The organism is Homoserinibacter gongjuensis (genome assembly GCF_030161875.1).
GTDB classification, from domain to species: domain Bacteria; phylum Actinomycetota; class Actinomycetes; order Actinomycetales; family Microbacteriaceae; genus Homoserinibacter; species Homoserinibacter gongjuensis.
Genome location: NZ_BSVA01000001.1, coordinates 3,274,139 through 3,290,533 on the forward strand (window position 1 = coordinate 3,274,139; position 16,395 = coordinate 3,290,533).

13 protein-coding genes and 3 pseudogenes are annotated in these 16,395 nt (G+C 73.0%); 13 read left to right on the top strand and 3 right to left on the bottom strand.

The window, feature by feature from the left end; translation table 11 throughout:
- Positions 1-21: 21 nt before the first annotated feature.
- From QQK29_RS17480 to QQK29_RS18260, 7 genes and pseudogenes are all read left to right on the top strand, one after another.
- A pseudogene (locus QQK29_RS17480) lies at positions 22-2,036 on the top strand (M3 family metallopeptidase).
- Between the two features lie 100 nt (positions 2,037-2,136).
- Complete coding sequence (locus QQK29_RS17485; RefSeq protein ID WP_284296810.1) at positions 2,137-3,153, top strand: iron-siderophore ABC transporter substrate-binding protein; 1,017 nt, start codon at positions 2,137-2,139, stop codon at positions 3,151-3,153.
- Complete coding sequence (locus tag QQK29_RS17490) at positions 3,150-4,196, top strand: FecCD family ABC transporter permease (protein WP_284296812.1); 1,047 nt, start codon at positions 3,150-3,152, stop codon at positions 4,194-4,196. Before QQK29_RS17485 ends, QQK29_RS17490 begins: the two co-directional genes overlap by 4 nt.
- Positions 4,186-5,256 (top strand): FecCD family ABC transporter permease, encoded by a 1,071-nt coding sequence (locus tag QQK29_RS17495; RefSeq protein ID WP_284301850.1) that lies wholly within the window; start codon positions 4,186-4,188, stop codon positions 5,254-5,256. Before QQK29_RS17490 ends, QQK29_RS17495 begins: the two co-directional genes overlap by 11 nt.
- Positions 5,253-6,053, top strand: a complete 801-nt coding sequence (locus QQK29_RS17500) for an ABC transporter ATP-binding protein (protein WP_284296814.1) — start codon at positions 5,253-5,255, stop codon at positions 6,051-6,053. The genes QQK29_RS17495 and QQK29_RS17500 overlap by 4 nt, the downstream gene beginning before the upstream one ends.
- Positions 6,043-6,924, top strand: coding sequence for a siderophore-interacting protein (locus tag QQK29_RS17505; protein ID WP_348533901.1), 882 nt, complete (start codon positions 6,043-6,045; stop codon positions 6,922-6,924). The genes QQK29_RS17500 and QQK29_RS17505 overlap by 11 nt, the downstream gene beginning before the upstream one ends.
- Positions 6,897-6,998 carry an SIP domain-containing protein gene (locus tag QQK29_RS18260; RefSeq protein ID WP_348533938.1) on the top strand — a complete coding sequence of 34 codons (102 nt, stop codon included), beginning with the start codon at positions 6,897-6,899 and terminating at the stop codon, positions 6,996-6,998. The genes QQK29_RS17505 and QQK29_RS18260 overlap by 28 nt, the downstream gene beginning before the upstream one ends.
- 7 nt (positions 6,999-7,005) lie before the next feature.
- On the opposite strand, the gene QQK29_RS17510 is transcribed toward QQK29_RS18260, so the two are convergent.
- Both QQK29_RS17510 and QQK29_RS17515 read right to left on the bottom strand, forming a co-directional pair.
- On the bottom strand, positions 7,006-7,455 hold the full coding sequence (locus tag QQK29_RS17510; protein ID WP_284301851.1) for an MFS transporter: 450 nt from the start codon (positions 7,453-7,455) through the stop codon (positions 7,006-7,008).
- Entirely contained in the window at positions 7,428-8,249 is an 822-nt protein-coding gene (locus QQK29_RS17515) for an MFS transporter (RefSeq protein ID WP_284301852.1), read from the bottom strand. The genes QQK29_RS17510 and QQK29_RS17515 overlap by 28 nt, the downstream gene beginning before the upstream one ends.
- 1,346 nt (positions 8,250-9,595) lie before the next feature.
- Between QQK29_RS17515 and QQK29_RS18870 the strand changes: the two genes are divergently transcribed.
- The 6 genes and pseudogenes from QQK29_RS18870 (at position 9,596) to QQK29_RS17545 (ending at position 15,225) form a co-directional block, all read left to right on the top strand.
- The gene (locus QQK29_RS18870) at positions 9,596-11,494 is read left to right on the top strand and encodes an FtsX-like permease family protein (RefSeq protein ID WP_284301853.1); all 1,899 of its coding nucleotides are present in this window, start codon (positions 9,596-9,598) and stop codon (positions 11,492-11,494) included.
- Positions 11,491-11,832 (top strand): hypothetical protein, encoded by a 342-nt coding sequence (locus QQK29_RS17525; RefSeq protein ID WP_284296833.1) that lies wholly within the window; start codon positions 11,491-11,493, stop codon positions 11,830-11,832. Before QQK29_RS18870 ends, QQK29_RS17525 begins: the two co-directional genes overlap by 4 nt.
- Before the next feature lie 79 nt (positions 11,833-11,911).
- Positions 11,912-13,216, top strand: coding sequence for a hypothetical protein (locus tag QQK29_RS17530; protein ID WP_284301854.1), 1,305 nt, complete (start codon positions 11,912-11,914; stop codon positions 13,214-13,216).
- Positions 13,099-13,641 (top strand): FtsX-like permease family protein, encoded by a 543-nt coding sequence (locus QQK29_RS17535; RefSeq protein ID WP_284301861.1) that lies wholly within the window; start codon positions 13,099-13,101, stop codon positions 13,639-13,641. Before QQK29_RS17530 ends, QQK29_RS17535 begins: the two co-directional genes overlap by 118 nt.
- A pseudogene (locus QQK29_RS17540) lies at positions 13,638-14,515 on the top strand (ABC transporter ATP-binding protein). The gene QQK29_RS17535 and the pseudogene QQK29_RS17540 overlap by 4 nt, the downstream one beginning before the upstream one ends.
- Positions 14,512-15,225 carry an ABC transporter ATP-binding protein gene (locus QQK29_RS17545; protein ID WP_284296837.1) on the top strand — a complete coding sequence of 238 codons (714 nt, stop codon included), beginning with the start codon at positions 14,512-14,514 and terminating at the stop codon, positions 15,223-15,225. Before QQK29_RS17540 ends, QQK29_RS17545 begins: the two are co-directional and overlap by 4 nt.
- A gap of 3 nt (positions 15,226-15,228) precedes the next feature.
- On the opposite strand, the pseudogene QQK29_RS17550 reads toward QQK29_RS17545, so the two are convergent.
- Positions 15,229-16,358: pseudogene (locus QQK29_RS17550) on the bottom strand (benzoate/H(+) symporter BenE family transporter).
- Positions 16,359-16,395: the final 37 nt, after the last annotated feature.

Here is a 16,395-nt window from a genome sequence, read left to right on the forward strand (position 1 = left end):
GTGCCAATCTAGGCTGGCGAGGTGACCAATCCCTTCCTCGCCGAGAGCACCCTCCCGTTCCAGTTGCCGGATTTCGCCGCCGTGCGCGAGGAGCACTTCCGGGAGGCGTTCGAGCTCGGCATGACCGAGCAACTCGCCGAGGTCGCCGCGATCACCGCGGATGCGGCATCCCCGACTTCACCAACACGATCGAAGCGCTCGAGCGCTCGGGCCGCGTGCTCGACCGGGTGGCGACCGTGTTCTTCACGCTCGCGTCCTCCGACACGACCGACGGCATCCAGGCACTCGAGGAGGAGCTCGCGCCCCGGCTCGCCGCGCACCACGATGCGATCGTGCTCGACCCCGCGCTCTTCGCACGCGTCGACGCCGTGCACGCCGCTCGCGAGAGCCTCGATGCCGAGCAGCGCTACCTCGTCGAGCGCCGGCACATCGAGATGGTGCTCGCGGGCGCGGCCCTCGACGACGCCGCGAAGGAGCGCCTGCGCGAGCTCAACCAGCAGATCTCGACCCTCATGACGCGCTTCGAGAAGAACCTGCTGAACGACACGAACGAACTCGCGGTGCACGTGACGGATGCGGCCGAACTCGCGGGCCTCGCGCCGTCCGAACTCTCGGCCGCCCTCGAGGCGGCCGCCGCGCGCGGGCTCGAGGGCTGGCTCGTGACCCTCGTGCTGCCGACCGGCCACCCCTGGCTCGCCTCGATCGAGGTGCCCGCGACGCGCGCCCGCATCATGCAGGCGTCGCGCTCTCGCGGTACCCGCGGGGGCGACTTCGACAATCGCGAACTCGTGCTCGAGCTCGTGCGGGCACGGGCCGAGCGGGCCCGGCTGCTGGGCTTCCGCGATCACGCCTCGGCAGTCACCGCGGATGAGACGGCCGGCTCCCCCGCCGCCGTCGCCGAACTGCTCGGTCGCCTGGCGCCCGCCGCCGCCCGCAATGCCACAGCGGAGCGCGAGGAGCTGTCGGCGAGTCTCGGCTCGCCCGTCACCGCATCCGATTGGGCCTTCGCCGCGGATGCCGTGCGCCGTGAGCGCTACGACCTCGACACCGCGGCCCTGCGCGCGTGGTTCGAGGCCGAACGGGTGCTGCACGATGGCGTGTTCTTCGCGGCCGAGCGCCTCTACGGTCTGCGCTTCGTCGAGCGACCCGAGCTGCGCGGGTGGAACGACGAGGTGCGCGTGTTCGAGGTGAGCGACGACGACGGCCCTGTGGGGCTCTACCTGCTCGACCTGTACACGCGCGACTCCAAGCGCGGGGGCGCGTGGATGAACTCGCTCGTGTCGCGCAACGAGCTGCTCGACCAGCCCGCGGTCGTCACCAACAACCTCAACGTGCCGCGTCCCGCCGCGGGCGAGCCGACGCTGCTCACGCTCGACGAGGTCGAGACCTTCTTCCACGAGTTCGGGCACGCGCTGCACGGGCTGTTCGCGCACGCGCGCTATCCGAGCCTGGCCGGCACCAACGTGTTCCGCGATTTCGTCGAGTTCCCGAGCCAGGTGAACGAGATGTGGGCCATGTGGCCCGAGGTGCTCGCGAATTACGCACGGCACCACGAGACCGGCGAGCCGCTGGATCCGGCCATCGCCGAGCGGCTGCGCGAGGCCGAACGGTTCGGCCAGGGCTTCGGCACGAGCGAGTACCTTCAGGCAGCGCTGCTCGATCAGGCGTGGCACACGCTCGACGTCGAGGCGGCGGAGGCCCTGACGGATGCCGCCACCTTCGAGCGGAACGCGCTTGCGGCGGCGGGGCTCGCGGATGACGCCGTGCCGCCGCGCTACGCGACCACGTACTTCGCGCACGTGTTCTCGGGCGGCTACGACGCGGGCTACTACTCCTACATCTGGAGCGAGGTGCTCGACGCCGACACCGTCGAGTGGTTCCGCGAGAACGGCGGTCTCACCCGGGAGAACGGCGAGCGGTTCCGTCGACTGCTGCTGCAGGCCGCGGGCACGCGCGATCCGCTCGAGGCCTTCCGCGACTTCCGCGGGCGCGACGCCGCGCTCGAGCCGCTGCTCGTGCGGCGCGGTCTCGGGTAGCGGTCTCGAATCACCGCCCCACGTTGACAGCGCGGCACCGCACGTGGTTAGGATTGCCTAACCTCACTTCGAGGTCTCCTCCCACTCGAAAGGACCCTCGTTGCGCGCGCTCCGCTGCCTTCCCCTCGTTCTCGCCGCTGCGGTCGCCTTGACGGCATGCGCCGGCCCGACCGCCGACACCGCGGCCGAGGGGCCCCGCGACGACGCGGCGTTTCCGGTGACGATCGAGCACGCCTTCGGCGAGACGACGATCTCGCAGAAGCCCGTGCGGGTCGCGACCGTGTCGTGGTCGAACCAGGAGGTGCCGCTCGCACTCGGAGTCGTGCCTGTCGGCATGGCCGCGGTCAGCTGGGGCGACGACGACGGAGACGGCGTGCTGCCGTGGGTCGAGGACAGGCTCGCCGAGCTCGGCGCCGACACCCCGGTGCTCTTCGACGAGACCGACGGCATCGACTTCGAGGCGGTCAACGACACACGACCGGATGTGATCCTCGCCGGCTACTCCGGTCTCACCCAGGAGGAGTACGACACGCTCTCGAAGATCGCGCCGGTCGTCGCCTATCCCCAGGTCGCCTGGGGCACCTCGCTCGAGGACATGATCCGCATCGACGCGAAGGCGCTCGGGCTGGATGCCGAGGCCGACGCGTTCATCGACGAGCTCCACGGTGAGATCGACGCCGCCCTCGAGGCCAACGCGGTCATCCGTGACAAGAAGATCCTGTTCTCCTTCATCGACCCCTCGGACTTCAGCCAGATCGGCTTCTACACCTCCCTCGACACCCGCCCCGGCTTCCTCGCGGGTCTCGGCCTTCCCGAGCCGAGCATCGTCCAAGAGGAGTCGGCCGGAAGCGACGCCTTCTACACCTCGGTGAGCGCCGAGCAGGCCGAGCGCTTCGCCGACGTCGACATCTTCGTCACCTACGGAGATCCCGACGGCGACCTCGTCGAGCGGATGCAGGCCGACCCGTTGCTCTCGAAGATCCCCGCGATCGCGGCCGGGCACGTCGTGATCCTGCCGGACTCGACCCCGCTCGCCGCCGCCGCGAACCCCTCGCCGCTCTCGATCGGTTACAACATCGGCGACTACCTGGCGCTGTTCGCCGCCCAGGTCGGGTGAGCGTCTTCACCGCGCCCCTCACGCCGCCGGATGTCGCGATCCTGCGGCGCCCGGCGGCGATCCGTGTCACCTGGCTCATCGTCGCGCTCGTCGCGCTGCTCGCCCTCAGCATCGCCTCGCTCGCGATCGGCACCCGCACCGTCTCGGTCGAGGAGGTGCTCGCCGCCCTCACCGGCGACAGCTCGAGCATCGGCGCCGCGGCGGTGACCGCACGCATCCCGCGCACCGTGCTCGCCCTGCTCGTCGGCGCCGCACTCGCGCTCTCGGGAGCGACCCTGCAGGCCGTCACCCGCAATCCGCTCGCCGACCCCGGCATCCTGGGTCTCTCGATGGGCGCCTCGCTCGCGGTCGTGTGCGGCATCGCGTTCTTCGGCATGGCCGACCCGGTGGCGACGCTCGTGGTGGCGATCGTCGGATCGAGCGCCACCGGAGTGCTCGTCTACGCGATCGGCTCGCTCGGCCGCGACGGCGCGACTCCGCTCAAGCTCGCGCTCGCCGGTGCCGCCACCGCGGCAGCGCTCGGCTCGCTCGTGAGCGCCATCATGCTGCCCCGCGCGCAGTCGCTCACGAGCTTCCGGTTCTGGCAGATCGGGGGCGTCGGCGGTGCGGTCTGGGATCGCATCCTGCTCGTGCTGCCCGCGCTCGTGCTCGGCGCCATCCTCGTGCACGTGTGCGCGCGCGGCATGAACTCGCTCGCCCTCGGCGACGACATCGCCGTCGGCCTCGGCGAGAACGTCGCGCGCACCCGCATCGTCTCGGCGGCGGGTGCCCTCATCCTGTGCGGTGCGGCCACCGCGATCGCAGGCCCCATCGGCTTCGTCGGCCTCATCGTGCCGCACCTCTGCCGGCTGCTGGTCGGCACCGACCACCGCTGGCTGCTGCCCGTCACCGCCGTCGTCGGTGCGGGGCTGCTGACCGCAGCGGATGTCGTGGGGCGCGTCATCGCGCGCCCGGACGAGGTCGAGGTGGGGATCGTCACGGCCCTCATCGGCGCACCGGTCTTCATCGCGCTCGTGCGCCGCCGGAAGATGCGTGAGCTGTGAGCACCGCGACCCTGGCTACGGCATCCTCGCCCCGCACACCCCGGGCGAGCTCGCCGCCGGCCGTCGACGCCGTGCCCGGCGCCGCGCCGTGCGGGTCGCAGCCCTCGCGGTGCTCGTCGCGGCGGCCTTCGCCGTCACGCTCATGATCGGCAAGACCTTCTACGGGCCCGAGGACGTGATCCGGGTGATCCTCGGCCAGCAGGTGCCCGGAGCCTCGTTCACGGTGGGCGAGCTGCGTCTGCCGCGTGCCTCGCTCGGGATCCTCGCCGGCTTCGCCTTCGGGGTCGCGGGGGTGACCTTCCAGACCATGCTGCGCAACCCGCTCGCCTCGCCCGACATCATCGGCATCACCTGGGGCGCGAGCGCCGCGGCCGTCGTCGGCATCGTCGTGCTGTCGCTCGGCGATACGGCCGTTTCGGCCCTCGCCCTCGCGGGCGGGCTCGTCACGGCGCTCGCGATCTATCTGCTCGCGTTCCGCCGTGGCTTCTCGGGTGCCCGACTCATCCTGATCGGCATCGGCGTGGCGGCGATGCTGCAGAGCGTCGTGGCGTGGGTGCTCTCGCGCGCCTCCGACTGGGATGTGCCTGCCGCGATGCAGTGGCTCGCGGGCAGCCTCAACGGGGCGGCGTGGGAGCGGGTGGCCCCGCTCGCGCTCGCGAGCCTCGTGCTGCTGCCCGTCATGTTCGGCCTCTCGCGCGACCTCGGTGTGCTCCGCCTCGGCGACGACGCGGCGGCCGCGCTCGGCGTGCGAGTTCCCCTGGCGCGGCTCGTGCTCATCCTGGGTGCCGTCGCCCTGCTCGCGATGGCCACCGCCGCCACCGGCCCCATCGCCTTCGTGGCCTTCATGGCGGGCCCCATCGCGGGGCGCCTGCTCGGGCCGGGTGCGTCGCTGCTGCTGCCCGCGGGTCTCGTGGGCGCGCTGCTCGTGCTCGTCGCGGATGCCGTGGGCCAGTTCGCCTTCGACACCCGCTTTCCGGTGGGGGTCGTCACGGGCGCCCTCGGCGCCCCGTTCCTCATCTCCCTGCTCGCCCGCACCGCCCGCCACGGAGGCACGCTGTGACGCTCGACCACCGCCTCGAGGCACGCGAGGTGACGCTCTCCTACGGCGACCGCACCGTCGTCGAGAACCTCGACCTCGACATCTCGCCCGGCCGCATCACCGCGATCGTCGGGGCCAATGGATGCGGCAAGTCGACGCTGCTGCGCGCACTCGCCCGGCTCATGGCGCCCGCGCAGGGTCGCATCCTGCTCGACGGCGAGCCGATCCGCTCGCGCGCCTCGAAGGAGGTCGCGCGGGTCGTCGGCCTGCTGCCGCAGAGCCCGCTTGCGCCCGACGGCATCACGGTGGCCGACCTCGTGGGCCGCGGGCGGCATCCGCACCAGCGCCTGCTCGCGCGCTGGAACGCCCAGGACTACGAGGCGGTCGCCGACGCACTCACGGCCACCCACGCCACCGACCTGGCCGAGCGCAGCGTCGACGAGCTCTCCGGCGGGCAACGTCAGCGCGTGTGGGTCGCGATGGCGCTCGCGCAGCAGACCGACATCCTGCTGCTCGACGAGCCCACGACCTTCCTCGACGTCGCCCACCAGATCGAGGTGCTCGATCTGCTCGCCGAGCTCGGACGCACGCGCGGCACGACGATCGTCATGGTGCTGCACGACCTCAACCTCGCCGCGCGCTACGCCGACGAGCTCGTCGCCATGTGCGAGGGACGCGTCGTCGCGTGCGGAGCGCCCTCGGAGGTGCTCGACGCCGAGCTCGTGCAGCAGGTGTTCGGCATCCGCAGCCACGTCATCGACGACCCGGTGTCGGGCAGTCCCCTCGTCGTCCCGATCGGAAGGCATCATGTCGCCTGAGTCCCTGACCGCAGCGGTGCTGACCGGCCCCGTGGTGACCCCGCGCCGCCTCGCGAGCGAGCCCTGGGTCTTCGCCCGCGTGGCCGTCGAGCGCATCGTGGATGTCTCCCCCACCTTCCGGCGGTTCGTGTTGCGCCCCGACGAGCCGGGCGTGCTCGCCGACCCGGGCTTCGATCAGCGCATCAAGCTCGTGCCGCCGAGCCCACAGGGCATCGAGCGCATGCCGACGGATCCCGACTGGTATGCCGCGTGGCGCGCGCTCCCGCAGCACGAACGGCCGCCGTTCCGCACCTACACCGTGCGCGGCGTCGACGACGGGGCCCTGCTCGTGGACTTCGCTCTGCACGGCCCGGACGGCCCGGCCGCGCGCTGGGCCACGGACGCGGCCCTCGGTGACGAGCTGCTCGTGCTCGGGCCGCACGCCGCGCACCCGGGTCCGCACGGCGGCGTCGACTTCGTGCCCCCGGCGCGCACGGCTCACCACCTGCTCGCGGGCGACGAGACCGCGGCCCCGGCGATCGCGCGGATCCTCGAGCAGCTGCCGGCGGATGCGCGTGGCACCGCCGTCGTGGAGCTGCCGCGCGCGGGCGACGCCGACTACCTGCCCCGGCATCCGGGCTTCACCGTGCACGCGCTCACCCGCGAGGGAACCGGGCACGGCGAGCTGCTCGTGGAGCACGTCGCGCGCATCGCGACCGAGCTCGTCGAGGCGCATCCGGGGGTCGAGCCCGAGCCGATCGACATCGATCACGAGCTGCTCTGGGAGGTGCCGCGCAGCGCCGCGGCGGGGCGGCGCTCGCGAGTGCGCCGCTGTATGCGTGGCTCGCGGGTGAGGCGGGGGCGATCACCCGCATCCGCCGTCACCTCGTGAAGGAGCTCGGCGTGGATCGGCGAGCCGTCGCCTTCATGGGCTACTGGCGGCACGGACGCGCCGAGAACTCCTGACGCCGGTTCAGCCGGCGCGCGCCGCGCGGTGGGCGATGATCGTCACCCCGGCGGCGGCGAGCAGGAACATCGCGGCGAGCAGGAACCAGCCGAGGAGCCCGAGGCTGATCGCGGTCCACGTGATGATGAGCGGGCCCACCATCGAGGCCAGCGCGAACGCCATCGAGTACATGCCCTGGTAGGCGCCCGGGCGTCGCGCGTCGGCGAGCTCGTAGCTGAGCCCCCACGCCCCGGCCTGCGAGAGCACCTCGGAGAGCGCGTGCAGCACGGAGGCCGCGATGAGCAGCACCACGGCACCCAGCACCGGGATGCCGGCCGAGGCCCCGTAGAGCACGCAGCCGAGGGCCATGAGCACGCCCGCGACCGCCGTCACGTTGCCCGCGCGCCGCAGGTCGTGGGTGCCCCGCGAGAGCGGCACCTGCAGGGCGATCACGAGCACGGTGTTGACGATGAACATGATCGAGACGAGGTACTCGGGTGCCGTGGTGTCGTGGGCGACCCACAGGGGATGCCGATGTTGAGCACCACGAACTGGATGGCGAAGACCGCCGCGAAGATCGAGAAGGCCAGGTAGCGCGGGTCGCGCCACGGGCTGCGGCCGACCTCGGGGGCGGCCTCGGCATCCGCGTCGTCCCCGCGCGCCCGGCGGGGTGCGTCGACGCTCGACGGCAGGCGCAGCAGCAGCACCGCGCTGCTCGCGTAGGCGAGGCCACCCACCACGAGGATCACGCGATACGCCTCGGGGGTTCCGAGGGCGAGCGCGATCGCTCCCACGCCGGTGCCGACGGAGATGCCGATGTTGGTGACGGTGCGCAGCACCGCGCGATTGGTCACGCGGCTCTCGGGGTCGAAGGCGCGCGCGATGATCGCCGAGCGCACCGAGCCGTTGGTGCCGAGGGCGATGGAGATGAGCGCCTCGGCGACGATCGCCGCCCAGAACTCGGTGACGAAGGCGTAGGAGGCCAGCGCGAGCCCGGCGAGCACGACACCGCCCACGAGCAGCGCACGCGCCGAGATCGTGTCGGCCAGGTGCCCGCCGAAGTACGACGCCGCGACACCGACGCCCGAGCCGACGGCGAACACGAGCGCAACCTGCTCGGCCGGCAGCCGCGCGATGAGCGAGAGGTAGAGCACGACGAGCGTGAGCGCGACCCCGCGGCCGACGGTGCTGATGAGCGTCGCGATCGTGAGCGAGCGCAGCACGGGGTCGGCGAAGGTGCCCCGCAGGCGCGCGCCGACCGGCACGCGCATGCGGGGGCGTCGGTCATCGCTCGTCCTCCCGAGGTCAACGTGCGCCGAACCGGCACCGTCGTCCAGGCTAACCCGCACGTGGGACGCCGATGACCGGTCATCGATCGACACATTGCGGTGTCGCGTCGCGCCGCGACCGCGCATGGCGCTACTCTGACGCGAACGCCCCACCGCATCCCGAACCCGGAGGCCGATCTGTTCTCTCTCACCCGGATGCGGCAGCACGCGGGCGTGTTCGGCTCCCTGCTCGTGGTCGCGGCGATCGTCAGCGGTCTTGCGCTCGGTGTGCTCGCCCTCATCGACCGCGCCGCGGCCGCGGGCGTGCGCGGCGAGCTGGCGACGCACACGGGCGAGGACGCGGCACTGCGCCTGTCGCTGCTGCTCACGACCGAGGAGACGGCCGCGGATGCCGCGGTGCGCGGGCTGCTCGCCGACGCGTTCCAGCGCGACGGCGCGCCGATCCCGGTGAGCGTGCAGCACGAGGTGCGCACGACGCTCGGGGTGCCCGTGGAGCGCCTCGACACGACGGGGCTCGAGGGAGAGGATGCGACGGCGAGCATCGTCGCGGCGACCATCCCCGATCTCGCATCCGCGGCGACGCTCGTCGCGGGCGCCTGGGGCGACGGCGCGGACGAGGCCACGCTGCAGGCCGACGCCGCGGCCGCTCTGGGACTCGCGGTCGGCGACCGCCTCGAGCTGGCCGGACGCGAGCTCACGCTCGTGGGCATCTGGCGCGTCACCGACGGCCTCGCGGCGCGCTGGGTCGGCGATGCGCTCACCATCCGCGGCACCGACGACGCACGCCTGCCGTCGTTCGGGCTGCTCATCGTCGACGACGCCGTCTGGCCGAGTCTCGCCGAGGAACGCCGCGACGTCTGGACGATCGTGCCGGGCACCGACCTCGAGGCCGCCGACCTCGCGCCCGTCGTGGTGGCCTGGGAGGGCATCGAGGCCGGCGTCAAGGGGCTCGGAGTCGGTCGGAGCTTCGAGAAGAGCGGCCACTTCGCCCTCACGGCGCGCGAACTCGACCGGAACGTGCGCGCGCTCGACGCGATCGGTCCGGCGTCGCTGCTGCTCGTCGCGATGATCGCACTCGTGACGTTCATCGAGCTCGGCCGCCTGCTCACCGAGGTGCGCACCCGCGAACTCGGTCTGCTGTGGGCCCGGGGGCGACGCCGCGCGAAGTGGCCGTCGCGACTGCCGCCGAGACGGCGTTCACCGCGCTGCTCGGCGTCGGCATCGGGGCCGGCGCCGCGGCGGCCCTGGTGGCTCTCGGCGATCCGAACGGGTTCGCACGGCTGGGTGCGAGTTGGTGGGCGATCCCGGCAGGAGTCGCGGCGGCCGCCGTGCTCGCGGTCGCGGTGCAGTCCTTCCTCGGCACCCGCCGCGCCTCCCGCCCCGACGATCCGGCACGCGCCGGGCGGGGTCAACGGATCGCGGGCGCGGGCGTCGCGGTGCTCGTGGTGCTCGGCGCGGTGCTCGCCACCTGGCAGTTGCGGCTCTACGGCTCTCCCGTCACCCCCGACGCGGCGGGGGGCAGCTCAGTCGACGCGATCGCCGTGAGCGCCCCGGCCCTCGTCGTCGTCTCGCTCGTGCTGGGCGCACTGCTGCTGTTCCCGCGCATCGCGTCGCTCGCCGAGCGTGGGGTCGCCCGCCGTCCGCAGACGGGCGTGCTCGCGGCCCGCAGCGTGGCGCGCCGCCTCGCGCTCGCGGCGACCCCCATCGCGCTCGTCGCCCTCGCGGCATCGCAGCTCATCATCGCGGCCGGCTTCGCCGGGTCGTGGGAGCGCTCCCAAGCCCAGTCTCATGCGCTCCGCTCGGGAAGCGAGCTGCGCGTGGACGCTGGCCCCTCGGGCTTCAGCGAGAGCCAGCTCACCGCGCTCTCGGGGGTCGTGGGCGTGACGCGGCTCGCCGCGGTGGCCTCCGACACGCTCGACATGGGAGATGCCGACGTGCGCCTCCTCGGGGTATCCGCCGAGGCGGTGGGCGACCTCACGCTGGCCGGAGACGGCACGATCGATCCCGCGGCGCTCGCCGACGGCATCCGCGTCGACCCGCTCGGCGCACTGCTGCCCAGCGGCGGGCACGCCCTCACCCTTCGGCTCGTGCCGGACCAGCCGCTCGTGCTGGACGACGTGGCGGTCTGGGTGCAGACCGACGACGGTGTGCTGCGCCGATCCGCGGCCACGGCCGATGCCGGCGACAGCTACACGGCGCCCCTGCCTGCGGCCCCCTCAGGCGCCGCCTGGCGGATCGTCGCCATCGACCTCACCGTGCCGTTCGTGCCCGACAAGGACGACGAGCCCGACGGCATCCAGGTGAGCCTCGCCACGGCAGCGGTCGACGGCACGCCCGTCGAGCTCGTCGGCTGGCGCGGCGTCGAGATCGCCGAGCGCGTGCCGCTCATCGCGGTCGGCACGAGCGGCGCGGTCGTCGACCCCGGCACCTCCGCACGGCTCCTGACGCCGACGGGAGTGGCCGCAGCTCGCGTCGTGGTCTCGCGGGTGCTCGCCGAGACGATGAGCGCCGGGATCGGCTCCGAGCTGAGCCTGCCGCTGCGGAACGTGAACCTGCGCGTGACGATCTCGGCGATCGTCGACGGCATCCCGGGGTCCGACCGCAGCGACGCGGTGCTGATCGATGCCCGCGCTCTCGAACTCGAGCTGTTGCGCAGCGAGGTGCAGCCGGCACCCGCCGAGCTCGCCTGGATCGGGGCGCAGGACCCCGCGGCTGCGGGACGCGCGATCGTCGCGGCCCTCGACGGCTCCGTGCGCGCCGAGGTGGCCTCGCACGATCCGCTGGGCGAGATGCTCGCGACCTCGTCGCTCGTGCTGTGGGTGACGGCGATCGGCTCGGTCGTGCTCGCGCTCGCCGCGCTCGGCGCCGTGGTCGGCGCCCAATTGCGCTCGCGTCGTGACGAGACGGCCGTGCTGCGCGCGCTCGGGTTCTCGGCCCGCCAGCAGGGTGCCCTGCGGCGGCGCGAGCTGCTCGCGGTCGTGGGATTCGGCGCGCTCGCAGGCCTCGTGGCGGGCGCCCTCGTGGTGATCGTCGTGATCGCCGTCTTCGTGCGCGCCGCCGTGCCGGGCTCCTATCTGGGCATCCCCACCGAGGTCGCCCTCGACATCCCGCTGCTCGGGGGCGCCCTCGTCTGCTTCGCGGCCCTCGTGCTCGCCTTCGTCGCCGGCTACGGGGCGCTCGTGACACGGCAGGGCCGCATCGCCCGCGTTCCGGAGGATGCCAGATGAGCGCGCTCTCCACCGCCGGGCTGCTGCGCGCGCACCTCCGTTCCGGACTCGGGGCCGCGGCGCTCACGGCAACGCTCGTCGCCGTCACGGTGTTCGTCGCGGCGGCCGTGCCGAGCGCCCTCGCGGCCCTCACGACGGCGCAGTTGCAGCATGCGGCATCCGAGCTCTCGACGGCGCGCCGTGACCTCACGGCATCGGGGCCCTCGGGCCCCGCTTCGCCGAGCTGGTCACCGCGACCAACACGATCGCCGACATCACCGACCAGGTCGAGATCTTCCCGCGCCAATACGGCGAGCCGCTCGAGAGCGTGCTCGGTGCGGGCGAGTGGGTGGGGGTGACGCGCCTGTTCACCGCGAACCCGGAGGACCCCGCCCCGGGGGCGCCGTCGATCTCGGTGAACCTCGCGATCGACCCTGCGTGGCAGCAGCGCGTGCGCATCGTCGAGGAAGCGCCCCGGAGGCGTGGAGCGGCACGCTCGGCTCCCGCGACGAACCGCGCCCGCCGGTGCCTGTCGCCGTCTCCGCCGGCTTCGTGAAGAACGCGGGAGTCGCCCTGGGCGACCTGCTCGACTACAACGGCGAACGACTCGAGATCGCGGCGGTCTACGAGCCACTCGACGCCGACGCAGGCTACTGGGCCCACGCTCCGCTGCTGGGCGCGCCCATCGTGACGCCCCCACCGGGCTATTCCGTCACGGCGTCGCTGTATGTCGACCCGGGCACCGTGCAGGGTCTCTCCACATGGTTCAACTCGGCGAGCGTCACTGCCTGGTGGCCATCGCGGGTCGGCACCGTGACGGCCGCCAACGCGAGCGAGATCGTCCGGGCATTCCACGACACCCCGTCCTACGGGCGCGTCGTCATCTCCCAGACCGAGCTCACGCTCACGAGCGATCTGCCGCATGCCCTCGAGGTGGCATCCGCACGGATGCAGTTCGTGCTCGCGCTGCTCGCCCTCGTGGCAGCCGGGCCGCTGGGTGTCGTCTTCGCCGTCGACGCGCAGGCGGCGCAAGCGGTGCTCACCCGGCGACGGCCCGCCCTCGCGCTCGCGTCGGCGCGCGGCGCCTCCGGTCGGCAGCTGCGCACGGCGATGGCGATCGAGGGGCTGCTCATCGGCCTGCCCGCCGCCGGGATCGCCTACCTCGCCACGAGGCTGCTCTTCCCGGGGGACTTCACCGCGGCGGGGCTCGCACTCGCGATCGTGTTCGGGCTCGCTCCCGCCGTGCTGCTCGCCGCTCTCACCCCCACGCGCCTGGGCCGCGGCGAGCGCACGGATGTCTCCCTGCGGTCCCGCAGCGGCGTGCGCTGGGTCGTCGAGGTCGCGGCGGTGGGCCTCGCGGCCCTCGCCGTCTTCCTGCTGTTCCGACGCGGGTTCGCCGAGGCATCCGCCGAGGTGGGCATCGACCCGCTGCTGGCCGCCGTGCCCCTGCTGCTGGCGATCGCCGGATGCGTCATCGCGTTGCGCATCTACCCCGCGCTCCTGCTGCTCGTGCACCGCATCGCGCGCACGACCGCGCACGCCGTTCCCCTGCTCGGGGCCGCGCGCGCGGTGCGCACTCCCGCGCTGGGGTTCGCCACCGGCTTCTCCTCCTCGTGGGGGTGTCGATCTCGGTGTTCTCGACGGGCATCGCCACGACGATCCGTGCGGCGATCGCGCAGGCACTGCTGCTGCCCTCCGCCGACAACGAGACGTTCCTCTCGCTCACCCAGCAGCCCGTCATGACGGGACTCACCGTCATGCTGCTGCTCGCCGCGATCGTCGCCACCCTGCTCGGCGCGCTCGCCGTCGTGCTCGGCTCGATCGCGGCATCCGAACCCCGCAACCGCCTGCTGGGAGTCGCGCGCGTGCTCGGCTTCTCGCCGCGTCAGCTCGGGGCGCTCGTCGGATGGGAGCTCGCCCCTCTCGCGATCGTCGCGATCGCGGTGGGCGCGGTCGTCGGCGCCGCCGAGTTGCAGCTCGTTCTCGGTGCGCTCGACCTGCGGCCGTTCCTCGGCACGACCGATGCCGTCGCCCCCGTTCTCGACCCGCTGTGGGTCGCCGGCGTGATCGCCGTCTTCACCGTCGTCGTGCTCGTGGCGGGTTTCGTCACGGCCGCGATCGCTCGCCGGATGAGCCCCGTGAGCAGCATCAAGATGGGAGCCGAATGACCGCGCAGATCCGATGCGCCGACCTGGTGCGCATCTACACCGCCGTCGGCGTCGAGGTGCAGGCCCTTCAGGGCCTCACGCTCGACGTTGAGAAGGGTGAGCTGACCGCCATCGTCGGGGCCTCCGGCTCCGGCAAGTCGACGCTGCTCGGCATCCTCTCGGGGCTCGACACGCCCACCGCAGGCCGCGCCCAGGTGGCCGACCACGACCTGCTCACCATGACGGGTCGCGAGCGCACGCGCTACCGCCGCGAGACCGTCGGCTTCGTGTTCCAGCAGACGGCCCGCAACCTGCTGCCGTACTACACGGCGGCGCAGAACATCGCCCTCGCGCTCGCGCTCGCCCACCGTCCGCGCCGCGGTCGCGCCGAGCGGGTCGACGAACTGCTCGGGCTGCTCGGCATCGCCGAGGTGCGCGACCGCCGGCCCGCCGAGATGTCGGGGGCCAGCAGCAGCGCGTGGCGATCGCCGTCGCGCTCGCCAACGAGCCCGAGGTGCTGCTGGCCGACGAGCCGACGGGCGAGCTCGACGAGGCCAACTCGGTGCTCGTGCTCGAAACCCTGCGCGACATCAACGAGCGCCTCGGCGTGACAGTGCTGATCGTCACCCACGACGACACCGTGTCGCAGCATGTGCGGCGCACGGTGCAGATCCGCGACGGGCGCACCTCGACCGAGGTGCTGCGCCACACCCGCACCGACGAGAGCGGCACCGAGCACCAGATCGAACGCGAGTACGCCGTGCTCGACCGCGTCGGACGGCTGCAGCTGCCGCACGACTACCTCGAACGGCTCGACATGCGCGACCGCGTGCGGCTCGAGCTCGAACACGACCACGTGCAGGTGCACCCGACGACCGAGGAGGATGCGCGATGACCGACCCGACACAGCCCGCGTTGCGCGCCGAGGGGCTGACGCGCACCTACGGGGCGGGCGAGACGGCCGTGCACGCGCTCGTCGACGCCTCGCTCGAGCTGCACTCCGGTGAACTCGTCGTCGTGCGCGGGGCGTCAGGGTCGGGCAAGACGACCCTGCTCAACCTGCTCGGTGGTCTCGACACCCCCACCGCCGGCCGGGTGCAGCTCGGCGAGATCGACCTGACCACCGCATCCGAGGCGCAGCTCGTCGATGTGCGGCGACGCCGCGTCTCGTACGTCTTCCAGTCGTTCGCCCTGCTGCCTGCCCTCTCCGCCGCCGAGAACGTCGAGCTGCCGCTGCGGCTGCTCGCGACGCCGCCCGAGCAGCGTGACGCGCGCGTGGCGGAGCTGCTCGAGCTCGTCGGCCTCGAGGCCCATGCCAACCAACGCCCGGCGGAGCTCTCCGGCGGGCAGCAACAGCGCGTCGCGCTCGCCCGCGCCCTCGCCAACCGCCCCGATGTGCTCATCGCCGACGAGCCGACCGGTCAGCTCGATTCCCGCACGGCCGACGCCATGATGATGCTCATCGCCGAGCTCGTCCACGATCAGAAGGTCGCCGCGATCATGACGACGCACGATCCGAAGATGGTGGCCGCGGCCGACCGCGTGCTCGAGATGCACGACGGGCGGCTCACCCAGACCCTCGCCCGCGGGCGGCACCGGGCCTGAGCGCTACGGCGTGGCGAGCTCGCGGCGCCGTCGGGGTCGCCAGCCGAGCCAGAGCATCGCGATCCCACCCACGACGAGACCCCAGAACGCCGAGCCGATGCCGGCCACCGACACCTGCGAGGCGACCACGAGGAAGGTCACGACCGCGACGACCCGTGTCGCCGGCTCCTCGAGTGCGCCCGTGGTGGCCGTCGCCAACGCGCCGAAGAGGGCGAGCCCGGCGACAGCCGTGATGAGCAGCGGCGGGGTGACGGTGACGAGCGCGGTGGCGGCGCCGGATCCGAGACCGAGCACGAGGTAGCAGACACCGCCCGCGACGCTCGCAACCCAGCGGCGATCGCGATCCGGATGCGCATCCGGCCCCGCCATCATCGCCGCCGTGATCGCCGCGAGATTGAGGGTGTAGGCGCCGAGCACCGACCCGACGACGGTCGCGGCACCGGTGCTCGCGAGGACCACGCGCGCGGGCGGATGCGGATAGCCGAAGGTCTTCAGCACCTCGAAGCCCGGCACGTTCTGCCCCGCCATCGTCACGACGTAGAGCGGCAGCCCGAGGCTCACGAGCACGAGCGGGTCGAACACGGGCCAGGTCACGCTGAGCACGGGCGCGAGCGGGGTCGCCGCGAGCTCAGCCCCCTCACCGGACGCCAGCACCACGACGACCGTCGCGAGCACGGCGGCGGGCACCGCCCAGCGCGGCGCGATCCGGGCGAACAGCAACCACACGATCACGACCGGCAGCCCGAGCGCGGGCAACTGCACGGCGGCGAGAACGGGCGCGATGCAGATCGGGAACAGGATGCCCGCGAGCATCGCGCTCGCGATGGGCTTCGGGATGCGGGTCACGGCACGCGCGAGCGCGGGCCAGAGGCCGGTCACGAGCAGCAGCACACCGCACAGCACGAACGCGCCGACCGCGGCCCGGAAGTCGCCCGTCGTCGCCTCCGCCGCCACGAGCACCGCGGCACCGGGGTCGACCAGGCGAAGCTCAGCGGCATCCGGAACCACAGGCCGAGCCCGATCGCGAGCACGCCCTGCAGCACGCACAGCATGAGCAACCCGGATGCCGTGTCGGCGGGCGAGGCGCCGACGGCCTGCAGACCCGCGACGACGAGCGCGAAGGGCTCGCGAATCCGGTGACGGCGCCGACGAGGCCGGCACCGATCGGCT